Annotated in this window: 20 protein-coding genes; 6 read left to right on the forward strand and 14 right to left on the reverse strand. The window is 63.2% G+C overall.

The window, feature by feature from the left end:
- Positions 1-51 precede the first annotated feature (51 nt).
- The 6 genes from AC2ETI_RS03705 to AC2ETI_RS03730 form a co-directional block, all read right to left on the reverse strand.
- Positions 52-813, reverse strand: coding sequence for a DivIVA domain-containing protein (locus AC2ETI_RS03705; protein ID WP_003942696.1), 762 nt, complete (start codon positions 811-813; stop codon positions 52-54).
- A gap of 131 nt (positions 814-944) precedes the next feature.
- Positions 945-1,439 (reverse strand): pantetheine-phosphate adenylyltransferase, encoded by a 495-nt coding sequence (coaD, locus tag AC2ETI_RS03710; RefSeq protein ID WP_003942776.1) that lies wholly within the window; start codon positions 1,437-1,439, stop codon positions 945-947.
- Positions 1,436-2,002, reverse strand: coding sequence for a 16S rRNA (guanine(966)-N(2))-methyltransferase RsmD (gene rsmD / locus AC2ETI_RS03715; protein ID WP_483633580.1), 567 nt, complete (start codon positions 2,000-2,002; stop codon positions 1,436-1,438). The genes coaD and rsmD overlap by 4 nt, the downstream gene beginning before the upstream one ends.
- Complete coding sequence (locus tag AC2ETI_RS03720; RefSeq protein ID WP_483633581.1) at positions 1,999-5,403, reverse strand: pyruvate carboxylase; 3,405 nt, start codon at positions 5,401-5,403, stop codon at positions 1,999-2,001. Before AC2ETI_RS03720 ends, rsmD begins: the two co-directional genes overlap by 4 nt.
- Positions 5,404-5,523: 120 nt before the next feature.
- The gene (gene recG / locus AC2ETI_RS03725) at positions 5,524-7,785 is read right to left on the reverse strand and encodes an ATP-dependent DNA helicase RecG (protein WP_483633582.1); all 2,262 of its coding nucleotides are present in this window, start codon (positions 7,783-7,785) and stop codon (positions 5,524-5,526) included.
- A gap of 73 nt (positions 7,786-7,858) precedes the next feature.
- Entirely contained in the window at positions 7,859-9,568 is a 1,710-nt protein-coding gene (locus AC2ETI_RS03730; RefSeq protein ID WP_020907273.1) for a DAK2 domain-containing protein, read from the reverse strand.
- 348 nt (positions 9,569-9,916) lie between these two features.
- Between AC2ETI_RS03730 and rpmB the strand changes: the two genes are divergently transcribed.
- Together rpmB and AC2ETI_RS03740 are read left to right on the forward strand one after the other, a co-directional pair.
- Complete coding sequence (rpmB, locus tag AC2ETI_RS03735; RefSeq protein WP_003942669.1) at positions 9,917-10,108, forward strand: 50S ribosomal protein L28; 192 nt, start codon at positions 9,917-9,919, stop codon at positions 10,106-10,108.
- Positions 10,109-10,239: 131 nt separating this feature from the next.
- On the forward strand, positions 10,240-11,034 hold the full coding sequence (locus tag AC2ETI_RS03740; protein ID WP_019747947.1) for an enoyl-CoA hydratase-related protein: 795 nt from the start codon (positions 10,240-10,242) through the stop codon (positions 11,032-11,034).
- A gap of 66 nt (positions 11,035-11,100) precedes the next feature.
- Here the strand turns inward: AC2ETI_RS03740 and AC2ETI_RS03745 are convergent, their stop codons facing one another.
- From AC2ETI_RS03745 to AC2ETI_RS03755, 3 genes are read right to left on the reverse strand one after another with little or no spacing between them, the layout of a single operon-like run.
- Positions 11,101-11,772 carry a uracil-DNA glycosylase gene (locus tag AC2ETI_RS03745; RefSeq protein ID WP_020907272.1) on the reverse strand — a complete coding sequence of 224 codons (672 nt, stop codon included), beginning with the start codon at positions 11,770-11,772 and terminating at the stop codon, positions 11,101-11,103.
- Positions 11,772-12,293: a gamma carbonic anhydrase family protein gene (locus AC2ETI_RS03750; protein WP_007729328.1), complete on the reverse strand. Its 522-nt coding sequence runs from the start codon at positions 12,291-12,293 to the stop codon at positions 11,772-11,774. Before AC2ETI_RS03750 ends, AC2ETI_RS03745 begins: the two co-directional genes overlap by 1 nt.
- A 9-nt stretch (positions 12,294-12,302) precedes the next feature.
- Positions 12,303-13,352 (reverse strand): thiamine-phosphate kinase, encoded by a 1,050-nt coding sequence (locus AC2ETI_RS03755; protein ID WP_483633583.1) that lies wholly within the window; start codon positions 13,350-13,352, stop codon positions 12,303-12,305.
- 77 nt (positions 13,353-13,429) lie between these two features.
- Here AC2ETI_RS03755 and AC2ETI_RS03760 point away from each other — a divergent pair, with 77 nt between their 5' ends.
- Entirely contained in the window at positions 13,430-14,122 is a 693-nt protein-coding gene (locus AC2ETI_RS03760) for a DUF3515 domain-containing protein (RefSeq protein WP_078377411.1), read from the forward strand.
- On the opposite strand, the gene AC2ETI_RS03765 is transcribed toward AC2ETI_RS03760, so the two are convergent.
- The 3 genes from AC2ETI_RS03765 to AC2ETI_RS03775 all read right to left on the reverse strand — a co-directional run bounded on the left by AC2ETI_RS03765 (position 14,123) and on the right by AC2ETI_RS03775 (position 17,448).
- A complete protein-coding gene (locus AC2ETI_RS03765) occupies positions 14,123-15,229 on the reverse strand; it encodes a D-alanine--D-alanine ligase family protein (protein WP_024487352.1) in 1,107 nt (368 codons plus the stop codon).
- Positions 15,230-15,301: 72 nt separating this feature from the next.
- Positions 15,302-16,453, reverse strand: a complete 1,152-nt coding sequence (locus tag AC2ETI_RS03770) for a cystathionine gamma-lyase (protein ID WP_483633584.1) — start codon at positions 16,451-16,453, stop codon at positions 15,302-15,304.
- Positions 16,450-17,448 carry an NAD(P)H-dependent glycerol-3-phosphate dehydrogenase gene (locus tag AC2ETI_RS03775; RefSeq protein ID WP_019747941.1) on the reverse strand — a complete coding sequence of 333 codons (999 nt, stop codon included), beginning with the start codon at positions 17,446-17,448 and terminating at the stop codon, positions 16,450-16,452. Before AC2ETI_RS03775 ends, AC2ETI_RS03770 begins: the two co-directional genes overlap by 4 nt.
- Before the next feature lie 126 nt (positions 17,449-17,574).
- Here AC2ETI_RS03775 and cofC point away from each other — a divergent pair, with 126 nt between their 5' ends.
- From cofC to AC2ETI_RS03790, 3 genes are read left to right on the forward strand one after another with little or no spacing between them, the layout of a single operon-like run.
- On the forward strand, positions 17,575-18,324 hold the full coding sequence (gene cofC, locus AC2ETI_RS03780; protein WP_099698029.1) for a 2-phospho-L-lactate guanylyltransferase: 750 nt from the start codon (positions 17,575-17,577) through the stop codon (positions 18,322-18,324).
- Positions 18,325-18,375: 51 nt separating this feature from the next.
- Positions 18,376-20,619 (forward strand): RNA degradosome polyphosphate kinase, encoded by a 2,244-nt coding sequence (locus AC2ETI_RS03785; protein ID WP_003942685.1) that lies wholly within the window; start codon positions 18,376-18,378, stop codon positions 20,617-20,619.
- A gap of 17 nt (positions 20,620-20,636) precedes the next feature.
- Positions 20,637-21,563, forward strand: coding sequence for a bifunctional NUDIX hydrolase/histidine phosphatase family protein (locus AC2ETI_RS03790; protein ID WP_019747939.1), 927 nt, complete (start codon positions 20,637-20,639; stop codon positions 21,561-21,563).
- A 165-nt stretch (positions 21,564-21,728) separates the two neighbouring features.
- Here the strand turns inward: AC2ETI_RS03790 and AC2ETI_RS03795 are convergent, their stop codons facing one another.
- On the reverse strand, positions 21,729-22,358 hold the full coding sequence (locus AC2ETI_RS03795) for an HU family DNA-binding protein (RefSeq protein WP_019747938.1): 630 nt from the start codon (positions 22,356-22,358) through the stop codon (positions 21,729-21,731).
- Between the two features lie 157 nt (positions 22,359-22,515).
- On the reverse strand, positions 22,516-23,124 hold the full coding sequence (leuD, locus tag AC2ETI_RS03800; protein ID WP_019747937.1) for a 3-isopropylmalate dehydratase small subunit: 609 nt from the start codon (positions 23,122-23,124) through the stop codon (positions 22,516-22,518).
- Between the last annotated feature and the right edge of the window lie 19 nt (positions 23,125-23,143).

Raw genomic sequence — 23,143 nt, forward strand, 5'->3', positions numbered from 1 at the left:
AAAGTGGGCCGCCCCATATCGGACGACCCACCCTCGACTGTCTCGTTCGCTCTAGCGACGACGCTCCGAACGACGATCGTCGTCCTGGTAGTCGGGGACTCCCGAACCCGTTCGAAGCTGTTGACGACCACGCCCGACCGATCGAACCGTTCCGGTGAGGAACTCTTCGAACTCGGCCAACTTGGTGTCCACGTACAGGTCACACTCCGAACGCATCCTGTCGGACTCGGCATGAGCGGCGTCGATCACTCGCGCGGATTCCGCGTGAGCTGACTGGACAACCTCGGTCTGCGACACCAGACGAGCCTGCTCCGCCGTTCCCTCCGCCACTGAATGTTCGTACGAGGCCTGGCCGGACTCGATCATCCGATCGGCCTCGGCACGCGCCCGTCCGGTGACGGCCTCGTACTCACGGCGGCCGTCGGTGACGGTCCGTTCCGCTTCTGCTTCTGCGTCCTCGACCAACTGATCGGCGTGTGCGCGTGCTTCGGCAACCATGCGATCGGCCTGAGCCTTGGCATCGGACAGAATCCGGTCGGCGTCGTCGCGTGCGTTCTCGACAGTCGAGGTTGCCTCGGCATTGGCGCTGCTGACCGTCTTCTCGGCGTTTGCTCGCGCGTCACCGACCAATTTGTCGCGATGATCGAGGACGTCCTGAGCGTCGTCCAGCTCGCTCGGAATTGCGTCCCGGACGTCGTCGAGTAGCTCGAGTACGTCACCGCGAGGCACAACACACCCTGCGGTCATGGGAACACCGCGCGCCTCTTCGACAATTGCGACCAGTTCGTCCAGTGCCTCGAATACGCGGTACACAAGCAACCCCAATCTCTACCGGCCGAAATCGGCCCACATCGTCACCGGTCCACTCGGACCTGTGCCCGTTCCTGTCCAAGTTTGCCGGAAGAACGGCCAACGGGGTGTCGTCGTGGTCGGTGTGTCGGGGATCAGCTGTTTTCGGCTGCTCGTTCGGCGATACGCGCGAGTAGCCGAGAATGCACCTTGGCCGGGAGCATGTCGGAGACGTCGCCGCCGAAGGTCGCAACTTCCTTCACCAAAGAACTCGACAGATAGCTGTACGTCGGATTCGTGGCAACGAAGAGCGTGTCGACGCCCGTGAGCTTCTGATTCATCTGAGCCATCTGCAGCTCGTAATCGAAGTCGTTCGCGCCTCGCAGACCCTTGACGATCGCGCTGAGTCCTTCTTGTTTCGCGTAGTCGACCAACAATCCGTGCCACGACGTGACGCGAACGTTGGGCAGGTGGCTCGTCGCGTCTTCGAGCATCTCGATCCGCTCGTCGATCGTGAACATGCCACGCTTGCTCTTGTTGATCAGCACGGTGACCACGACCTCGTCGAATTGCGCAGCAACTCTTCCGATTACGTCGAGGTGACCGTTGGTCACAGGGTCGAAGGATCCGGGGCAGACGGCGCCAGTCATGAGTCCAGACCGTAGCAGGTGGCCAGCTCGATGCGGGCTTCACCGTAGTTCTTGGCCTTGATCGGCTCGTAGCCCTGAGGCCACACGGTCTCCGGCGAGCGCGACGATCGTTCGAGTACCACGATCGTGCCCTCCCCCACCCATTTGTTGGCCTGCAGATCAGCGAGCATGGACACGACGGCCTCGTCGGTTACCGCATACGGCGGGTCCGCGATCACGATGTCGTATTCACGCGCGCTCGGACCCGAGACCACGGCCGCAACCGGAGCGGCGCGAACCGTCGCCCCCGACAACGCGACAGTGCCGATGTTCGCCTTGATGACGGCAGCAGCCTTGGCATCGGATTCCACGAGAACAACGTGCTCGGCTCCCCGCGAGAGCGCCTCGAGGCCGAGAGCACCCGAACCCGCAAAGAGGTCGAGAACCGCGCACCCTTCGAGATCGATGCGCGCTTCGAGAGCACTGAACAGCGCCTCACGAACCCGATCCGACGTCGGACGGGTGCCGCTCGGCGGGACTCGCAGGCGTCGACCGCCCGCGAGTCCCGAGATGATGCGTGTCACTCTGCGGCGCTCTCCCCCGTCGAGACGACTACCAGCAGGTCTCCGCCCTCGACCTGTTGGACGGCGCTGATCGCGATCCGAGAGACGACGCCGGCGCGCGGCGAGGTGATCGCCGCTTCCATCTTCATTGCTTCGATCGTGGCCACGGTGTCGCCGGCGTCGATCTTCTGGCCTTCCTTGACCGCGAGCGTCACGACGCCCGCGAACGGTGCAGCCACGTGGCCCGGGTTGTTCTTGTCGGCCTTCTCCGCCACCGGTACGTCACTGGCAATGGAGCGATCGCGGATCGAGACCGGGCGAAGCTGGCCGTTCAGGATGCACATGACAGTGCGGTAGCCGCGCTCGTCGGGCTCGGAGATCGCCTCGAGACCGATGATCAGTTCCACGCCGGGAGCCAACTCGACCCGGTGCTCGTCGCCGCGCCGCAAACCGTAGAAGAACTGGTTTGCCGAAAGCCGCGACGTGTCACCGTACTTCTCGCGGTGTTCGAGGAATTCCTTTGTCGGGCCGGGGAACAGCAGACGGTTCAGCGTCGCCTGACGGTCCTTCGACGAGCCCTCTAGAAGTACCTCGTCCTCAGCGGACAACGTCGCTTCCGGCTTGGCCTGGCCACGTCCTTCGAGTGCCTTGCTGCGGAACGGTTCCGGCCAACCACCGGGAGGCGTACCGAGTTCACCGCGCAGGAAGCCCACCACGGAGTCGGGAATGTCGAACTTCGCCGGATCTGCGGCGAACTCCTCCGAAGGCACACCAGCGCCGACAAGATGGAGCGCGAGGTCGCCGACGACCTTCGACGACGGCGTCACCTTCACGAGATGCCCGAGCATGCGGTCCGCGTCGGCGTACTTGGCTTCGACCTCTTCGAACCGGTCGCCGAGACCGAGAGCAACGGCCTGCGTCCGGAGGTTGGAGAGCTGGCCTCCCGGAATCTCGTGCGTGTACACGCGACCCGTCGGCGCCGGCAATCCGGATTCGAACGGCGCGTACACCTTTCGCAGCGCCTCCCAGTACGGCTCGAGGTCGCACACGTTCTGCAGGTTCAGTCCGGTGTCGAACTCGGAGTGCGCGGCAGCGGCGACGATGGCCGAGAGCGCAGGCTGGCTGGTGGTTCCGGCCAGTGCCGCGGAAGCACCGTCGACTGCGTCGGCGCCCGCCTGCCACGCTGCGAAGTACGTGGCCAGCTGTCCACCGGGAGTGTCGTGCGTGTGAACGTGAACCGGCAGATCGAAGTTGCTGCGTAGCGCCGTCACCAGCTTGGTAGCTGCCGGAGCGCGCAGCAGGCCTGCCATGTCCTTGATCGCGAGCACGTGAGCGCCGGCATCGACGATCTCTTCGGCCAACTTCAGGTAGTAGTCGAGCGTGTACAGAGTTTCGTTCGGATCCGACAGATCACCGGTGTAGCTCAGCGCCACCTCGGCGAGGGCCGTTCCGGTCTCACGCACCGCGTCGATGGCAGGCCGCATCTGGTCGACGTTGTTGAGCGCGTCGAAGATTCGGAAGATGTCGATACCGGTGTCGGTGGCTTCCTGAACGAATGCGCGCGTGACCTTTTCGGGATACGGCGTGTAGCCCACGGTGTTTCGGCCGCGAAGAAGCATCTGAAGGCAGATGTTCGGGATCGCCTCGCGGAGTGCGGCGAGCCGGTACCACGGATCCTCGTGCAGGAAGCGAAGTCCCACATCATAGGTCGCGCCGCCCCAGGCTTCGATCGAGAGCAGTTCCGGCGTCAACCGCGCAACGTGCCCGGCTACTCCGAGCAGTCCGCTGGTCCGAACTCGCGTGGCCAACAACGACTGGTGCGCGTCACGGAAGGTGGTGTCGGTGACGCCGACGGCCTTCTGCTCACGCAACGCCTTCGCAAAACCTTCGGGTCCGAGTTCGAGCAGGCGCTGACGGCTACCGGCAGGAGGAGGCGTCGAAAGATCGATCTTGGGCAGCTTGTCCTGCGGGTACACCGCCGAGGGCCGCTCACCGTGAGGCTTGTTGACCGTCACATCCGCGAGGTAGGTCAGGATCTTCGTGCCGCGGTCTGCCGAAGAACGCAGAGTCAGCAGCTGAGGACGTTCCTCGATGAAGGAGGTCGTCACACGTCCGGCACGGAAGTCCGGGTCGTCGAGAACCGCCTGCAGGAACGGAATGTTGGTCGAGACGCCACGAATGCGGAACTCGGTGACCGCGCGGCGAGCCCTCGCGACAGCGGCTTCGAGGTCACGACCACGGCAGGTGAGCTTGACCAGCATCGAGTCGAAGTACGCGCCGACCTCGGCTCCGAGCGTGGCGCCGCCGTCCAGGCGGATACCGGCTCCGCCCGGGGTGCGGTACGCGGTGATGCGGCCCGTGTCCGGGCGGAATCCGTTGGCCGGATCCTCCGTGGTGATGCGGCACTGCAGCGCCGCGCCGCGAAGCTTGATCGTGTCCTGTGACAGACCAAGCTCTGCAAGCGTCGAACCGGACGCGATCTTGAGCTGCGACTGGACCAGGTCCACGTCCGTCACTTCTTCGGTGACGGTGTGCTCCACCTGAATTCGCGGGTTCATCTCGATGAAGACGTGATTGCCGCGCTTGTCGAGGAGGAACTCGACGGTACCCGCGCACGTGTACCCGATCTCCTTCGCGAAGGCGACGGCGTCGGCACAGATCTTGGCGCGCAACTCTTCCGAGAGATTGGGCGCCGGAGCAAGCTCGATCACCTTCTGGTGGCGACGCTGCAGCGAGCAGTCACGCTCGAAGAGGTGGATGACGTTGCCCTGCTCGTCGGCGAGGATCTGCACTTCGATGTGCCGGGGGTCGATGACGGCCTGCTCGAGGAAGACCGTCGAATCGCCGAAGGCCGATTCCGCTTCGCGCGCTGCGGCTTCGATCGATTCCTTGAGCTGTGAGCGCTCCGCAACGCGGCGCATTCCGCGTCCACCGCCGCCGGCAACGGCCTTGACGAAGATCGGGAAGGTCATGTCCTCGGCGGCCGCGAGCAACTCGTCGATGTCCGCTGACGGCTCCGAGGACGCGAGCACGGGGAGACCGGCGGCCTTTGCCGCTGCGATGGCCCGAGCCTTGTTTCCGGTCAACTCGAGGATCTCGGCGGACGGGCCGACGAACTTGATGCCTGCCTCGGCGCACGCCGCCGACAGATCCGGGTTCTCGGAAAGGAAGCCGTAACCGGGGTAGATGGCGTCGGCTCCGGCACTCTTGGCGGCGGCGACGATTTCCTCGACTGAGAGATACGCCCGAACGGGGTGACCCTTCTCCCCGATCTGGTAGCTCTCGTCTGCCTTGAGACGGTGGATCGAGTTCCGATCCTCGTACGGGAACACCGCGACGGTTCCGGCACCTAGTTCGTAGGCGGCGCGGAAGGCACGGATCGCAATTTCGCCGCGGTTCGCGACGAGCACTTTGGAGAACATTCGAGAAAACTACCCCGATTTCATCTTGCGTCTACATGCGGAGTCTCATATTTCGGACTGAATCGAGAAACCAACCCGGTGGTCCTCGTGCTATTCGATTTCAGGTTGTCGTCATACCCGTCACGACTTCTCGAGGTACTCGATCCGGTCGGAGTCCAGGGCAGCGGTCACCATGGAAGCGAGGGCGGGATGATCCTCGAGCGACGGATCGGAGTCGACGATTCCCTGAGCGAACTCCCTGGCGGACTCGAGGATGTCTCCGTGGGCCATGAGGGAAAGCAGTCTCAGATTCGAGGTTGTGCCCGACTGCGCCGCACCGAGAATGTCTCCTTCACGTCTGGTCGCGAGGTCGAGTTGCGCCAGTTCGAACCCGTCGTTGGTCGCTGCCACCGCCGAGAGCCGCTCGTACGCCGGTCCGCCGGGATTGCTTCCGGTGACGAGGATGCACAGCCCCTGGTGCTTGCCTCGACCGACTCGTCCGCGCAGCTGATGGAGCTGACTGACGCCGAACCGCTCGGCGTCGACGATCACCATCACCGTCGCATTCGGAACGTCCACACCGACTTCGACGACAGTCGTACAGACGAGGACGTCGATGTCACCGACGTTGAACGCGCTCATCACGACGTCTTTTTCGTCGGAAGGCAGTCGACCGTGCAGCAACCCGACTCGCAGATCAGCCAGCGGGCCACTCGACAGCTCTTCGAAGACGTCGACTGCCGACTTGGTCTCGGGCTGTTTCTCCTCGGTGAACTGGTCCTCACCGGCACCCTGCTCACCGTCGCCGATGCGTGAGCACACGACATACGCCTGACGGCCAGCGGCAACGTCCTCACGGATTCGTTCCCATGCGCGATCCACCCACTGCGGCTTCTGCTTCGCGGGCACGACGCTGCTCTTGATCGGGGTTCGCCCACGCGGTAGTTCCCGCAGAGTCGAGACCTCGAGGTCGCCGAGCACCGTCATGGCGATGGTTCGCGGAATCGGCGTTGCCGTCATCACCAGCAGATGCGGACTCAGACCTTCACGGGCACGTGATCGCAACTGATCACGTTGCTCGACACCGAAGCGGTGCTGCTCGTCGACGACAACCATGCCGAGGTTGAAGAACTCCACGTTGTCCTGGATGAGCGCATGGGTACCGATGACGATCCCGGCATCGCCGGTCACGGCTTCGAGCAGCGCTGCGCGCTTCGCAGCGACAGGCAGCGAGCCGGTCAGAAGGGCGATACGGGTGGAATGTTCGGCCGAACCGAGTTCACCGCCTGCGGCCAGCGGGCCCATCATCTTGCGCAGTGATCGCGCGTGCTGATTTGCCAGGACCTCGGTCGGTGCGAGCAACGCGCACTGATAACCCGCATCGACGACCTGCAGCATCGCGCGCAGAGCCACGATGGTCTTGCCTGACCCGACCTCGCCCTGAAGAAGCCTGCTCATCGGGTGTGGGCGGGCGAGGTCGCTGGAGATCTCCTCCGCGACTGCTTGCTGTCCCTCCGTCAGAGTGAACGGGAGCATCTCCTCGAACTGGTCCGCGATCCCGCCGGCAACCGGAGCGCAGGCCGGTGCCACACGCTCGGAATTGTCGTGACGACGCATCGCGAGAACCAACTGCAGAGACAGCGCCTCGTCGAAACGCAGACGATCCTGAGATCGTTCGATGTCCTCCTTGGCATCCGGGAGGTGAACGGTACGCAGCGCCTCGTCCAAACCGATGAATCCGTGCTCGGCCCTGGTCTCGTCAGGTAACGGCTCCTCGATCGGATCGAGTTGATCGAGCACTTGCCGCACGCACCGCATGATGGTCCAGCTCTCGACCTCGCGGGTCGCCGGGTACAGCGGGATCAATGCGCGGTCGAAGACGGACAGATCGAGTTCGGCGCCGGGATCCTGGTTTGCGCGAGCCAGACCGGCAAGGTCACCGGCTCCCTTGATCGACGCAAGCGGAACTACCGAATCCTCCTCGCCGACACGAGGTTCCGGGAGAATCAGGTAGCTCGGGTGGGTGAGAGACCACTTGCCGCGGAAGTACTTCACCGTCCCGGAGAACATCGCGCGCACGCCGGGCTTGATGACGTGCCGCACCTTCTGCGGGTTGAAGAAGGTGACGTCGACGGTCTGCGAATCAGTCGCGAGCGATACTCGCAACATCTGCCCCGGACGGTTCTTCATCTTCACGACCGCCGCCGACGCCACCCGCGCGATGATGGTGATGTGCTCACCTTCGGGCGGCTCCTTCTCGGCAAGTTCCTTGCCTGCCGACGCGTACCGGTGTGGGTAGTGACGCAGCAGGTCCTCGACCGTCCGAATCTCGAATGCCTCGTCGAGCGCGTCCGCGGTCTTCTTTCCCAGCAGCCGATCGAGTGGGTCGGCGAGCGTCGCCATCAGTTCCTCCAGCACAGTGTCGCGGTAAGCACATGTGTTCGTATATCAGTAGTCACCGACAGACCCGATTCGATCACTCCACACCCAACTGGAACAGGTCACCCGGCTGATCACCCTGATAGACGAGCACGTCGACGCCCGGATGGTGCGCGATGACGTGCGCCTCGAGCTGCCCGGCCAGGTCGTCCGGCGCGTCGGCGCCCATGAGTAGGGTCACGAGTTCGCCACCGGATCCGAGCGCGAGGTCGACCAGTCGCGCACTCGACTCCGCGACGTCGGGACCGATGAGCACCACCTCGTGCCCCATCAGACCGATCGCGTCACCCGGATCACACGTCCCGACGTACGTCAGCGAACGCTCGACCGCAATTCGCAATGATCCCCAGCGCGTCGCAGCCGCCGCCTCGGACATCGTGAAGCCGTCGTCGGCGACGTTGCGTTGAGCGTCGTGAACGGCAAGTGCGGCCAAGCCCTGAACCATCGACGATGTCGACAGCAGCAGAACCTGGTGAAGCGGATCGCGTGCAGCGGCACTGACTGCGACCAGTTCCTGAGCCGTCAAGGCTCCGTTCGGCAGCACCAGAACTTCACTTCGCTCCATCTGACGAATGCGGCCGAGCAGTTGCGCACGTGTCACCGGCGCGTCGTCGCACCGAAGAACCGTCGCACCCTCACTCTCGAACAACGCCGCCGCACTCTCACCGGCGACGACGGCCAGAACGCCGCGGGCACCGGCACCCGGGAATCGCCTCTCCGCCCGTGCCACCAACTGGTCGCGTTCGTCGACGAGAAAACTGCTGATGCGAATACCGTGGACCTTCCCGGCTTCGAGGCCGGCTTCCACGGCTGCACCGGCATCGCAGCAATGCACGTGCACCGACCAGCCACCGAAGCCATCGCTGACGATGACCGTCGAATCTCCGAGGACGGACAGTCGCGTGCGCAGCGCCGTCATGCGATCGTCGTCCGAGTCGTCGACGAGGTACATGACCTCGAAATCCTGTTCCGAGTGATCACCACATTCGATCGGGCTCTTGTGAGCCCAATCGTGATCGAATGCGCTGACGTCGACAACTGCGCTCGACCTCGGGTCCGGCGTCCCCAGATCCTCGCGAACCTGCGACTTCCCGGTCACCACCTCGACAAAAGCGTCGAGGATCAGAACCAGACCGAATCCCCCGGCATCGACCACCCCGGCCGACGCCAGAACGTCCAGTTGCTCCGGGGTCTTGTTCAGCGCGATCGCAGCCGCATCGGCAGCGGCGGCAACCACGGAAGCAAGGTCCTCGCCGCTCGGCGTCTTGGTGTCGACGCACTCCTGCGCTGCCTCACCCGACGCGCGCAGAACCGTGACGATGGTGCCTTCCACCAGATCGGAGACAGCCCGAGAAGCCAGTCCCGTCGCCGTGGTCAGTGAGTTCGCAAAGCTCCGGCCGTCGATGTGCTCGCCTTGAACGCTCTCCGCGATACCCCGGATCACCTGGGAGAGGATCACTCCGGAATTACCGCGTGCACCGGACACTGCGCCCCGAGCCAGCGCGTTCGCGACGCGGCCGGCACTGCGGACGTCGTCCTCGATCGTCTCGGCGGAATCGAGCGCGGCCCGCATCGTGAACAACAGGTTGGTGCCGGTATCCGAATCAGGGATGGGAAAGACGTTGAGGCTGTTGATCTCACCGCGACGTTTCTGGAGGCTGTCGACCGCCCGGCGGGCCCAGCGCCGCAGCAGATGTCCGTCCGCGACGGATTCCGCTTCTTCGGCGACGCGTTGCACTTCCCCCACTGACGGTTCCCCTCCACGATGGACAGACAGACGATGGAAAGACTGACGATGAAAAAGAGATCGGTGATCGGTGCAGTCGAGGGTAGTCCGACGCTTCTGCGCAACCGTCATTACCGGGCGGTTTGGCCATTCGGGCCGGAAGCGGTTACTCTTACACGGTTGCCTCGAACGGGCTACACGAAATAATGCTGCACTTTGTTTGTTGCTGATTGACTGTTTTCACGTTCGGCTGCACAGTGAGCGGTCAAGGATCGGTTCGAAGTCGAGTATATTCGGATTGTAATTCTGGCTGCCCTACCGTGTAGGGTAACCACTTCAATATTCATTTCTAACAAGGAGTTCGCGACTATGGCTGCCGTCTGCGACGTATGCGCCAAGGGGCCCGGCTTCGGTAAGTCGGTCTCGCACTCGCACCGGCGTACCAATCGTCGCTGGAACCCGAACATTCAGTCTGTTCGTACCGAGGTTGCCCCGGGTAACACCCGTAAGGTCAACGTGTGCACCTCCTGCCTGAAGGCAGGCAAGGTCGCTCGGGGCTGATTGCCCGAGCACAAACTATTGCAGGCTCTGCCCCCGTCACTTCGGTGACGGGGGCAGAGCTGTTTCTATGTGTCTGTTTCTATGTGTCCCCGTGTTTCGTATGGCTGTCCGACACCCGTAATGTGCGTTGAGTGACTTCCATCGATGACCTGAGCAAAGTGACCCTCGACGAGGGCGTACTCCGCATCACCATTTCCACCGCCGCCAACGGCACCTCCCTCGACGACGAAGGACTGGTTCAGGGCGCGCAGGCGCTCGAGACAGTCGGAAACGACATCGGGAGCATCCTTCTGGTCGGCGAAGGCGCAAACTTCTGTGCCGGCGGCAACGTCCGTGCGTTCGCCGCAGCCCCTGACCGCGGCGAGTACGTCGCCGAGGTTGCCCGTGTCTTCCACGTGTTCGTTCGCGCGCTCGACGCCGCGACCGCTCCAGTGGTGGCCGGGGTCCACGGATGGGCTGCCGGCGCCGGAATGAGCCTGGTCTGCCTCGCCGACGTCGCAATCGGCGGCACCGGCACCAAGCTCCGCCCCGCGTACCCCTCCATCGGTTTCACCCCGGACGGCGGAATGTCGTGGACACTCCCCCGCATCGTCGGCGTGGCACGCGCTCGCGAGATTCTTCTCAACGATTCGGTGATCGGTGGCGACGAAGCCGTCCGGCTGGGGATCCTCACCCGACTCGTCGGCGACGACGAGGTCCAGGAAGAGGCAGCTCGCCTCGCACGCGCCTTGGCCAACGGGCCGAGCACGTCGTACTCGGGAATCAAAGCGCTGCTGCGGTCGTCACGGACGAACTCGCTCGCCGAGCAACTCGACGCCGAGGCTGCGTCCATCGCCCTCGCGGCGAACAGCCCGATCGGGCGCGAGGGTGTCGACGCATTCGTCGACAAGCGTCGCCCCGATTTCACTTCCGCAAAGCAGGCCTAGTCAGCTGGCATGCCGAATGTCGTGTCACGACGTTCGGCATGCCAGGTGAGTGCAGGCGCAGTTCGATCAGCCCAGATTCCAGTCGACCGGGTCGGCCCCGAGTCCGGTCAAGAGTTCGTTCGCACGACTGAACGGGCGCGAACCGAAGAAGCCGCGCGAAGCCGAAAGCGGTGACGGGTGCGCTGATTCGATGATCGGTGTGTCGCCCAGCATCGGCGCGAGAGTGGCCGCGTCACGACCCCACAAGATCGCCACCATCGGTGACGACCGCGCCACCAAAGCGCGGATAGCCTGCTCGGTCACCGGCTCCCAGCCCTTCTTACGATGAGAAGCGGCTTGACCCGGCTGCACGGTGAGTACGCGATTGAGAAGCAGCACACCTTGTTTCGACCACGGCGTCAGATCGCCGTTCGGCGGTATCGGCAACCCGAGATCCTGGTGATACTCCTTGTAGATATTACCGAGACTTCGTGGAACCGGCCGCACGTCCGGGGCAACCGAAAAGCTCAACCCGACAGCATGACCGGGCGTCGGATAGGGATCTTGACCGACGATGAGCACCCGAACGTCGTCGAACGGGTTCGTGAATGCACGCAAGACGTTCTCTCCCGCAGGCAGATACTCCCGTCCCGCAGCGATCTCTTCGCGCAAGAACTTACCCATCGCGGAGATCTGCTCCGAGACCGGTTCGAGTGCCCGCGCCCACCCTGGATCGACGATCTCTGCAAGCGGCGCCATCAGTCGAGCCTGCGCAACGCGTCGCGGTAGTACGCCGCATTGGCTGCGTACATCTTGACGTTTCCGTCGAGGTGGCCGAGCGGAACTTCGTATCCCGCACGGACCTTGGCGGGCACACCGAGTGCCATGCTGCGCGGGGGAACTTGCATCTTGTTGGCCACCACCGCACCCGCGGCGACGATCGACCCCGTCCCGATCACCGTTCCGTTGAGAACCACGGATCCCGATGCGATCAGGCAGTGGTCCTCGATGGTCGACCCCTCGATGTGCGCGTTGTGGCCCACGACGCAACCGGAACCGATGACAGTCGCATCGATGGCGGTGCAATGGATGACAGTTCCGTCCTGGATGTTGGATCCGATTCCCACCGAAATGGTTCCGTAGTCACCACGCAATACCGCCTGCGGCCAGATCGAGGTGCCCGCCGCGAGAGTCACGGCGCCGATCACCACCGCGTCCGGGTGAACGTATGCGTCCGGATGAATGTCCGGAACTCTGTCTCCAAGTGCATATACAGCCATGAAAGCAACCTATACCGCGGTGGTGCCGGTGGTCGAAAAGCTGTGCCAGCCCCCACCGCTCTCGCGAAGCGAACCGTCGACGCTCACGCCGGAACCGGCCACAACCTCACCGATCACAGTCCAACCCGACGGAATCTCGACCTCAGACTCGAAAGTTGCTGCAAATCCGTGATCTTCACCACCGGAGAGGATCCAGTCCAGCGGATCGACGTCGAACGCCTCGGCCGCCGATGCGACATCGAGTGAGGTGGGAACCGCGGCCGAGACGATGTCGAACCGCACGTGCGAGGCCTCTGCGAGATGTCGAAGGTCCGCGATCAATCCGTCGGATACGTCCGTCATGGAATGTGCTGATTCTGCGGCGTCCCATGCCGATTGATACGGCGGATTCGGAACACGATGAGCGGCAAGCAGATCTGGAAAGCTTTCGGATTCGTCGAGCAATACGGCTTCGTCGAGCAGTAGTGCCAACCCTGCTGCCGAGCAACCGAACAACCCGGCGACCGCGATCTTGTCACCGATCTTTGCTCCCGAACGCAGAACTGCCGGACGGCCACCGAGATCGCCGAGCACGGTCACCGACACCACGACCACCGGCGACTGGACCAGGTCACCGCCGACCACACCGGCCCCCAGATCAGTTGCCGCGTCCCAGATTCCCGCGGAGATTGCGTCGATCACGTCGACCGGAGTCGAAGGCGGGCATCCCAGGGACACGGTGAATGCCGTCGGCCGCGCTCCCATCGAGACGACATCCGCAGCGTTCTGTGCCACTGCCTTTCGGCCGATGTCGCGTGGCGAAGACCAATCCATTCGGAAATGCCGACCTTCGACCAGCATGTCGGACGAGACGACCACACGGCCGTCTCCGGACGTCACGATCGCGGCATCGTCACCCGGCCCCAATTCGGTGGTGACCGGTTGGATTCGGCCGACCAGAGATCGCGCGATCACGTCGAACTCCCCCACCTGTTCAACAGTGTGCTCTGACCCGAACTCCGATGATGCAGCGAACTCCGATGATGCAGCGAACTCCGATGATGCGATGAGTGTCTCCAATGCCGACGCAATTCGCTCGTAAGCGGCCTGCGGTACCTTCTAGCTGTGGTCGTGAATGCTTCTGCAAGCTCACGCGTGTGTCGGCAATCCTACCGATTCACCGACGTGCCCTCAGAAGTGACGAGACCGCTGATCGACTGGACCAGGACCCGAGCGAAGAACTGAGCATGGCAGAAAACACCTCCACCGCAGACAACGCCGACATCGACCCCGATAGCGACGACGATCCGTCCGAGCGCCGCAGTCCGGCGCTGATCGCCACCGCCATCGCGCTCCCGGTAGCCCTGATCGTCGGAGTGGTGATCGCGGCCGTCGTCGCGGGAAACAACCCTGAACTCTCGCCGGTAGCGCTGGGACCCGTACCGGCACCGGCAGCGGAGTCGGAGGCCTGCGTTTCCCTCCTCGGTGCGCTCCCCGACAAGATCGACGACTTCACGAAAGCCGAGTTGGTTGACCCTGCTCCGGCTGGAGCGGCAGCTTGGCAGCGCAGCGAAGGTGAGCCGATCGTGTTGCGCTGCGGGCTCGACCGTCCGACCGAGTTCGACCAGGCTGCAGCACTACAGGTTGTGAACGGTGTCCAATGGTTCCAGGTCTCGGGAACCGACGTCGGTCTGGCTGCGAGCACTTGGTTTGCCGTAGACCGCGGTGAGTACATCGGTATCACGATCCCCGACGGGACCGGCCCGACGCCGATTCAGGAGATCTCCGACACCATCACGGCGACTCTCGAACAGAAGCCCCTCGACCCGGCGCCGGTCGCAGTTCCCTGATCAGCGAAGTCCGGTACCGCGAGCGATGGCGGTGTCGACCAGTGTCGAAATCAAAGTGCGGTAATCGATTCCGGTAGCGTTCCACATCTTCGGATACATCGAGATGGAAGTGAACCCGGGCATCGTGTTGATCTCGTTGATCACCGGGCCGTCAGCCGTGACGAAGAAATCGACCCGCGAGAGTCCCTGGCAATCGAGTGCCTTGAACGCGCGGACTGCAAGCTCCCTGATCTGGTCGCTCACCGACTCGTCGAGTTTTGCGGGGATGTCGAATTCGCAGACGTCGTCGAGGTACTTGGTGTCGAAGTCGTAGAACGCGTCCGAATCGGTGTCGGAATCCGGCATCCGGATCTCGGCGACCACACTCGCCTTGACGTCACCGTTCGGGAATTCGAGGACGCCGCATTCCACCTCACGGCCGATGATCGCGCCTTCGACGATCACCTTGGGATCGTGCAGGCGCGCATGAGCGATCGCCCCGTCCAGACCGTCCCAATTGCTCACCCGGGTGATGCCGATGGACGAACCACCACGAGCGGGCTTCACGAACACGGGAAGGCCCAACTCCGCCTTCTGCTCTTCGGTCAGCGTTGCGATTCCCGGTCGAAGCACGACCTGCACTCCGACGGGAAGCCCTTCAGCGGCAAGAAGCTTCTTCGTGAACTCTTTGTCCATGCCGGCGGCGCTGGCCAGGACTCCGGGTCCGACATACGGAACCCCGGCAAGTTCGAGCAATCCCTGAATGGTGCCGTCTTCGCCGTAAGCCCCATGCAGAACGGGGAAAACGACGTCGACCGACGCGAGCACAGCACCGGCGTCGGAGCCGTCGAAGGAGATGACCTCGCCCTCGCGGGTGGGGTCCGCGCTGAGGACCACCGACGTTCCGTCTTTGTCGACCGACGGCAACGCGCGCCCGCTGATCGCGAGGGAGCTGGGGTCGCTCGACCCGAGGACCCAGGAACCGTCGACTGTGATGCCGATCGGTACGACGTCGTACCGATCAGGGTCGAGGTTGCTCAGGACGCTTCCGGCGGAAACACAGGACACTGAATGCTCATTGCTCCGGCCACCGAAGATCACGGCCACGCGGGTACGGCTGCTGTTCACGCGTCAAACCGTACCGCCGAATCGACTTCGGCACGCGATCGGGCCGGGCCGGAAATCATCGACGTGGTCCGCTCACGCGTCGAGCGCGCGCTCGATGTCGGCCAGGAGATCGGCGGTGTCCTCGATGCCACAAGCGATTCGGACAAAACCCGCACTGACCGGATCGCCCCAGCGCGCACGACGATCCGCCGTCGTGTGGATCCCACCGAAGCTGGTGGCGGCCGTGACGAGATTGCTCGCTTCGACGAACGAGTGGAATGCTTGAGCCGAATCCAACTCGACGCTCACCAATCCGCCGAATCGTTTCATCTGACCGAATGCCGTTGTGTAGGACGGGTCACCGCGAAGGCCGGGATAACGAACGGACCGGACCGCTTTGTGTCCAGCCAACATCTCGGCCAGGGCCAGCGCGTTGTCGCACTGACGCCCGAATCGCAGGCCTGCCGTGCCGAGACTCCGGTGCGCAAGCCACGTCTCGAAGGGGCCGAGCACTGTTCCCGAAAGAAGTCGCTCACGCTCGATCAGCTGACTCACCGCCGCATCGGAAGTAGCGACGTAACCCATCAGGAGGTCACTGTGCCCGCTGAGTGCCTTGGTACCGCTGGCCACCACGACGTCGGCACCCAATTCGAGCGGGCGCTGCCCCAGCGGTGTTGCAGTCGTGTTGTCGACGATCAGCAGCGCGCCCGATCGGTGACACACGTCGGCGAGCACGCGAAGGTCGACCACGTCCAGCACCGGGTTGGACGGCGTCTCGGCGACGACGACCACGCGACCCGGTGACGCGTCGAGCAGTTCCCCGAAACTCGCGTCGCCCATCTGCAGGGTCGAGACTTCGCGAACGGTGATTCCCAACGGAGCCAACCGTTCGTTCGCGTACAACCGCACCTGGTAGTACCCGTCCGAGGGCACGACGACGATATCCCCGGCGACGAGCACGCTGCGCAAGGTCGCGGTGATCGCAGACATCCCCGACCCCATGACGAGTGCGTGGTCCGCTCCTTCGAGCGCCGCGAGCGCCGATTCGAGTCCGCGCCAACCCGGGTTCGACGCTCGAGCATAGGTATCGGACTCGGAGCCTTCGTCCACCGAAAGTTGGTACGGCGCAGCAAATATCGGACCCAGCTGCATGGGCTGACCCGCAGCGTGTTCGCGCGCAACGGCGCTCACACTGCGCGTCGAATCCCCGTAACCCTCGAAATCACTCACATTAATTTCACTCATTCCGGCTTCGTCCGGCGTCCGAGCAACTGACCGATCGCATCGCTGACGGCCATGCCTTCGTGGCACACCCGATGGACCGCGTCGGTCAACGGCATCTCCACGTCGTAGCCGGCAGCGAGTGCGCGTACCGACGTACACGACTTCACGCCCTCGGCGACCTGACCGTTGGTTGCCTTCTGTGCCGACTCCATCGACCCGCCCCGTCCGAGTCGCTCTCCGAACGTCCGGTTTCGCGACAACTCGGACGTGCAGGTCGCGACCAGGTCACCGACGCCCGCCAAGCCTGCAAGCGTCGACGCCTTGGCGCCGAGCGCGACACCGAGCCGAATCGTCTCGGCGAGACCACGGGTGATGATGCTGGCAACCGTGTTGTCGCCGAATCCACTACCGGCGGCCATGCCGCAGGCCAGCGCGATCACGTTCTTGCACGCGCCACCGATCTCGCAACCGATGACGTCGGAGTTGGTGTACGGCCTGAAATAGCCGGTAGCGCAAGCATCCTGGAGAGCGAGGGCACGCGAGGAATCCGAGCAGGCGATCACCGTGGCCGCTGGCTGCCCGCTGGCGATCTCGTGTGCAAGATTCGGGCCCGAGAGCACCGCGACGCGCCCCGGTTCCACGCCGGTCACCGACACGATGACCTGGCTCATGCGCATGAGCGTCCCGGTCTCGATTCCCTTGGCCAGACTCAGCAGAGTCGCATCGGGTCCGATCGAGCCTTTCCACTGCTCCAGGTTTCCCCGTAGCGACTGCGAGGGAACCGCCAGCACGATGAAGTCAGCGCCTGCCATCGCCTCCTCGTGGTGGTGGGTCGCGCGAATCGACGAAGGCAAAGCAATGCCTGGCAGATAGTCGCTGTTCTCGTGCGTGGTGTCGATGCGCTTCGCGACCTCTTCACGCCTGGCCCACATCGTCACGTCGGTTCCGGCCTCGGCCATCACCTTGGCCAACGCTGTTCCCCACGAACCTGCGCCCAATACAGCTGCCTTACTCACACGCTCACCCCGTCTACCCGGCGAAGCGGGTCGCCGCCAGAAAAATCGTCTGCACAGAGTATCGCCTGTGGTGCACTGCGGTGGGCAGCCGCGGACACCGAGCGTGATGACTGGCAAGATCGAGGGATGGACAGCGCGGAACCCCCGTACCCACACGTCGTGGAGACACCGCATGCGCGCACGGAGATCGAACGCCCCATGCATGCGATAGTGGCCGTCAAGTCCTTGAGATCGGCCAAGTCCCGGCTCGCGGGCGAACTCGACGCGGACGCGCGTGCAGACCTCGTGTTGGCCATGCTTCACGACACCCTCGCGACCGTTGCCGCCGTCTCTGCCATCGACACCGTCACGGTGGTCACCCCAGACCCGACCGTTGCCGCTCTTGCGTATTCCGTCGGCGTGACGGTCTACGCCGATCCAGCACCCAGCATCTCGCTGACCAACGGCGCCTCACCACGCGCGGAGGAAACCCTCAACGCAGCGTTGAGTGCAGCGGCCGCCGATATCCGAGCCAAACGCGGAGTGGTCGACCTCGTTGTGCTGCAAGCCGACTTGCCCGCGATGCAACCGAGCGAACTGACGGAGGCCGTGGCCGCCGCCCGAAGCGGTGGACGTTCAGTCGTCGTCGATCACCACGGCACCGGCACCTCGGCACTCTTTTCGTGTGGCGAGAGTGCGCTCGACCCTCGATTCGGTCCGGAATCCGCACGGGGACATGCTAATTCAGGTGCTCGTCCACTCAAAGGCCAATGGCCGGGACTGCGCACCGACGTCGACACCCACGCCGACCTCGACACCGTGCGCGCACTGGGAGTAGGCCCCGCGACATTGGCTTCGTTGACCAGACTCAAGGCCACGCCGTCGAACAGTCGATGAATTTTCTTTCATCGATTGTCGGACCGCGCGATTGTGAGGGATGATCGACGAGTGAGCAATGGCGAAGCACTCGAAAACCGTATTTCCGAAGACCAGTCGGACGGAGACCACAGCTCCGGCCGGCACGAGAACGGCGCGGCCACCTCCCCGCGATCTCAGGCCGTCGCGGTCGCCACCAACATCCCGGGCGCTCCCCCTGCAGCTACCAAGGCAGAGCTACCCGAATTGCTCGTCGGACTTCCCGAGGATCGTTACCTCAACCGCGAACTCAGCTGGCTCGATTTCAATGCCCGTGTTCTCGCATTGGCTGCCGACGAGTCACTGCCGTTGCTCGAACGCGCAAAGTTCCTCGCCATCTTCGCTTCCAATCTCGACGAATTTTTCATGGTCCGGGTCGCCGGACTCAAGCGCCGCGACGAGACGGGACTGTCGGTCAGGTCCGCCGACGGCCTCTCCCCACGCGAACAATTGGCGCTCATTGCGCGTCGCACCCAGGAACTCGCCGACAAGCACGCACACGTGTTTCTCGACTCGGTCCGCCCTGCCCTGGCGGCAGAAGGCATTTCAATTGTTCGATGGGCCGACCTCAGCGCCGACGATCACGGCCGGCTCTCGGCGCATTTCCACGAGCAGGTCTTCCCGGTACTGACGCCGTTGGCAGTCGATCACGCCCACCCGTTCCCCTACATCAGCGGACTGAGCCTCAACCTCGCCGTGACAGTGAAGGACTCCGTCACCCGCGGCGAACACTTCGCTCGCGTCAAGGTTCCCGACAACGTCGGCCGGTTCGTGCGAGTCAAGAGCACGACGTCTTCGTCCACCATCGATTCGTTCCTCCCGATGGAAGAACTGATTTCGGCTCATCTGGACGTGCTGTTCCCCGGAATGGAAATCGTCGAACATCACGCCTTCCGAATCACACGCAACGCTGATTTCGAGGTCGAAGAGGATCGGGACGAGGATCTGCTGCAGGCACTCGAACGTGAATTGGCGCGTCGTCGTTTCGGTTCGCCCGTTCGCCTCGAAGTTGCCGACGACATGACCGAGCACATGCTCGAACTGCTTCTGCGTGAACTCGACGTCGATCCGGCTGACGTGATCGAAGTTTCCGGGCTCCTCGACTTGTCCTGCCTCTGGCAGGTTTACGCCGTCGATCGCCCGGCGCTCAAGGACGCTCCGTTCGTCCCGGCGACGCATCCGGCGTTCGGCGAGCGTGAGACACCGAAGAGTGTGTTCTCGACCCTGCGCGAGGGCGACGTGCTCGTCCACCACCCTTACGACTCGTTTTCCACCAGCGTTCAACGCTTCATCGAACAGGCCGCGGCCGACCCGCAGGTGCTCGCGATCAAGCAGACCCTGTACCGAACTTCGGGCGACTCCCCCATCGTCAACGCACTGATCGACGCCGCCGAGGCCGGCAAGCAAGTTGTTGCCCTCGTGGAGATCAAGGCCCGCTTCGACGAGCAGGCCAACATCAAGTGGGCACGCAAACTCGAGCAGGCCGGCGTTCACGTCGTCTACGGTCTCGTCGGTCTCAAGACTCACTGCAAGACGTGCCTCGTCGTCAGGCGCGAAGGTTCCACAATTCGTCGCTACTGCCACATCGGCACCGGCAACTACAACCCGAAGACCGCGCGCATGTACGAGGACGTCGGATTGCTCACCGCAGCACCGGAGATCGGTGCTGACCTCACCGACCTCTTCAACTCGCTGACCGGATACTCCCGAAAGACGAGCTACCGCAACCTTCTCGTTGCGCCGTACGGGGTTCGCCGCGGGATCATCGAGCGGATCGACAACGAGATCGCTCACAAGCTTGCAGGCCGCGATGCCGGTATCCGCTTGAAAGCCAACGCATTGGTCGACGAGCAGGTCATCGACGCGTTGTACCGCGCGTCCAAGGCCGGTATCCCCGTCGAGATCGTGGTCCGCGGAATCTGCGCGCTCAAGCCGGGTGTTCCGGGCCTCAGCGAAAACATCGAAGTACGTTCCATTCTCGGGCGGTTCCTCGAACACTCGCGAATGTTCCATTTCCGCTCGGCCGACGAATTCTGGATCGGCAGCGCAGACATGATGCACCGCAACCTCGATCGCCGCGTCGAGGTCATGGTGCAGGTCAAGGATCCGAAACTGTCGAAGCAACTCGGTGACATCTTCGATTCCGCGCTCGATCCGCGAACTCGCTGCTGGGTACTGCATCCGGACGGCAGTTGGGTCGCTGCTCCCGAACGCGGTGAGGACGTACGTGAGCATCAACAGTCGTTGATGCGCAGCCGCACCGCCAGCGGGTCTTGACGGGCTCGGATCACACCATGAGCGACAAGCCGGTCAAAGCCAACATCTTTGCCGCAGGCGCGGTTCTGTGGCGGAAGGCTCCCCAGGATCCTTCCGCCATCGAGATCGCCGTCGTACATCGACCGAAGTACGACGACTGGTCATTCCCCAAAGGAAAGCTCGATCCAGGCGAGACCTTCTTGACCGCAGCAGTTCGCGAGGTCCGCGAAGAGACCTCGATCACCGGACGTTTCGGAAGGCACCTCGGTGGCGTGACGTACCCGATCCCGGGACATCGCAAACTCAAACGAGTCGAATACTGGTCGGCCGAAGCAGTAGACGGAGATTTCGGGCCGAATAACGAAGTAGATGTTCTCTATTGGCTTCCGGTCGCCGAGGTCGCCGATCATCTTTCCTACCCGATGGATCGAATGATTCTTCGCCGCTTCGTTTCCATTCGGCCTGATACGAAAACGGTATTACTCGTCCGCCACGCAAAGGCTGGAAGCCGTAAGCGGTACAAGGGCGACGACAATTTGCGTCCACTCGACGCCAAGGGCAAAGAGCAATCCGCCGCCTTGGTCGAACAGCTGAAAATCTTCGGAGCCGATTCGGTTTTCGCGGCTGACCGTACGCGCTGCATCGACACCGTAATGCCGTTGGCGGAGGCATTGGGTGTCGAGATTTCGACGGAACCTCTTCTGACCGAAGAAGGTTACGAGGCCGATCCCGACGCCGCTCGGGCACGTGCGCTGCAGATCGCCGCACTGGAGGGCACTCCAGTGATCTGCAGCCAAGGAGGCGTCATCCCCGATTTGATGCGCTGGTGGGCTGATACGGCCGGTGTAACACTGCCCTCTGCACGCAACCGTAAGGCGAGCACTTGGGTGCTCTCGTTCCTCGACGGCCGTCTCGTCGCCGCCGATCACCTCGACAGCCCGCTCCCCAAAGTCGCCAACTCCTGAGGGATTTGGACCAACCGGCCCCAGTTCGATTCGGTAGTTTTGCAAAGCACTGAAACACAGGAGAATTCACACTTCTCCCAGACAGCAAAAAGAGGTGCAGCCGCGGATCAGATCCGCGGCTGCACCTCTTTGTCTTACGGCATCGGGTTTTTCACCCGAACGCGACTACTTTCCGCGCTTGGCCGGAGCCTTCTTGGCCGGAGCCTTCTTGGCTGCGGTCTTGGCCGGAGCCTTCTTGGCCGGAGCCTTCTTGGCCGGAGCCTTGGCTGCGGTCTTGGCCGGAGCCTTCTTGGCGGGAGCCTTGGTGGCAACCGTCTTCTTGGCTGCGGTCTTGGCCGGAGCCTTCTTGGCGGGAGCCTTCGCGGCAACCGTCTTCTTGGCTGCGGTCTTGGCCGGAGCCTTCTTTGCCGGAGCCTTCTTGGCTGCGGTCTTCTTGGCAGCAGCCTTCTTGGCTGCAGCCTTGGTGGCCGGTGCTGCTACGCCACGCTTGACTGCCGGGCCGGTGGCCGGAAGCTTCTGTCCACCAGCGATAACAGCCTTGAACTGCGCACCCGGACGGAAAGCCGGAACCGACGTCGGCTTGACCTTGACGGTCTCGCCCGTACGCGGGTTGCGTGCAACACGTGCTGCACGACGACGCTGCTCGAAGACTCCGAAGCCGGTGATGGTCACGCTCTCGCCACGGTGGACGGCGCGGACGATGGTGTCCACGACGTGCTCCACTGCGTCGGTCGCTGTGCGCCTGTCCGAACCCAGCTTTTCAGTCAGAACATCGATGAGCTCTGCCTTGTTCATTGAAATTCCTCCGCTAATTGTGGTCCACCGTCGGACCGACTGAGAACCACGGTAAACCTGATAACGGCAAGAGTCTATGTGCCACGCCAATTCTCATTCAACGTGACTGCGAAATGGTGACCTATTTCTCTTCCCGCGCGGAGTTGCGGATTTCGGTTCAGCCCTGCGAAATTCGGGCTGGAAGGGTAGTCGGTTTCCATGAAGGCCTTGACTTTTCGAACTCGGAAATCGCTTCTACCTGCCGCAATGTCAGTCCGATGTCGTCGAGACCCTCCAGCAGACGCCACCGTGTGTAGTCGTCAATATTGAACGGCACCACCGTAGTTCCGGCGCTCACGGTCCGATTCTCGAGATCTACTGTCAATTCCAGTCCGGGCTGCTCTTCGAGCAACTTCCAGAGCAATTCGACGTCGCTCTGCTCGACCTGTGCCGCCACGAGACCGGCTTTTCCGGCGTTCCCGCGGAAAATGTCGGCGAACCGGGAAGCGATGACGACCCGAAATCCGAAGTCGGAGAGAGCCCACACGGCATGCTCACGCGAAGAGCCCGTGCCGAAATCGGGACCGGCTACGAGGACACTTCCCTTGTCGTACGGAGCCAGATTGAGAATGAAGTTGGGGTCGGTGCGCCAGCCTGCAAACAGCCCGTCCTCGAATCCCGTGCGCGTCACCCGTTTCAGGTACACGGCAGGGATGATCTGATCGGTATCGACATTCGAGCGTCGCAGCGGGACGCCGATACCCTTGTGCGTGGTAAAGGATTCCATCGAAATTCTCCTCGAGATG

This window comes from Rhodococcus sp. MurmanLake-1, from assembly GCF_056945715.1.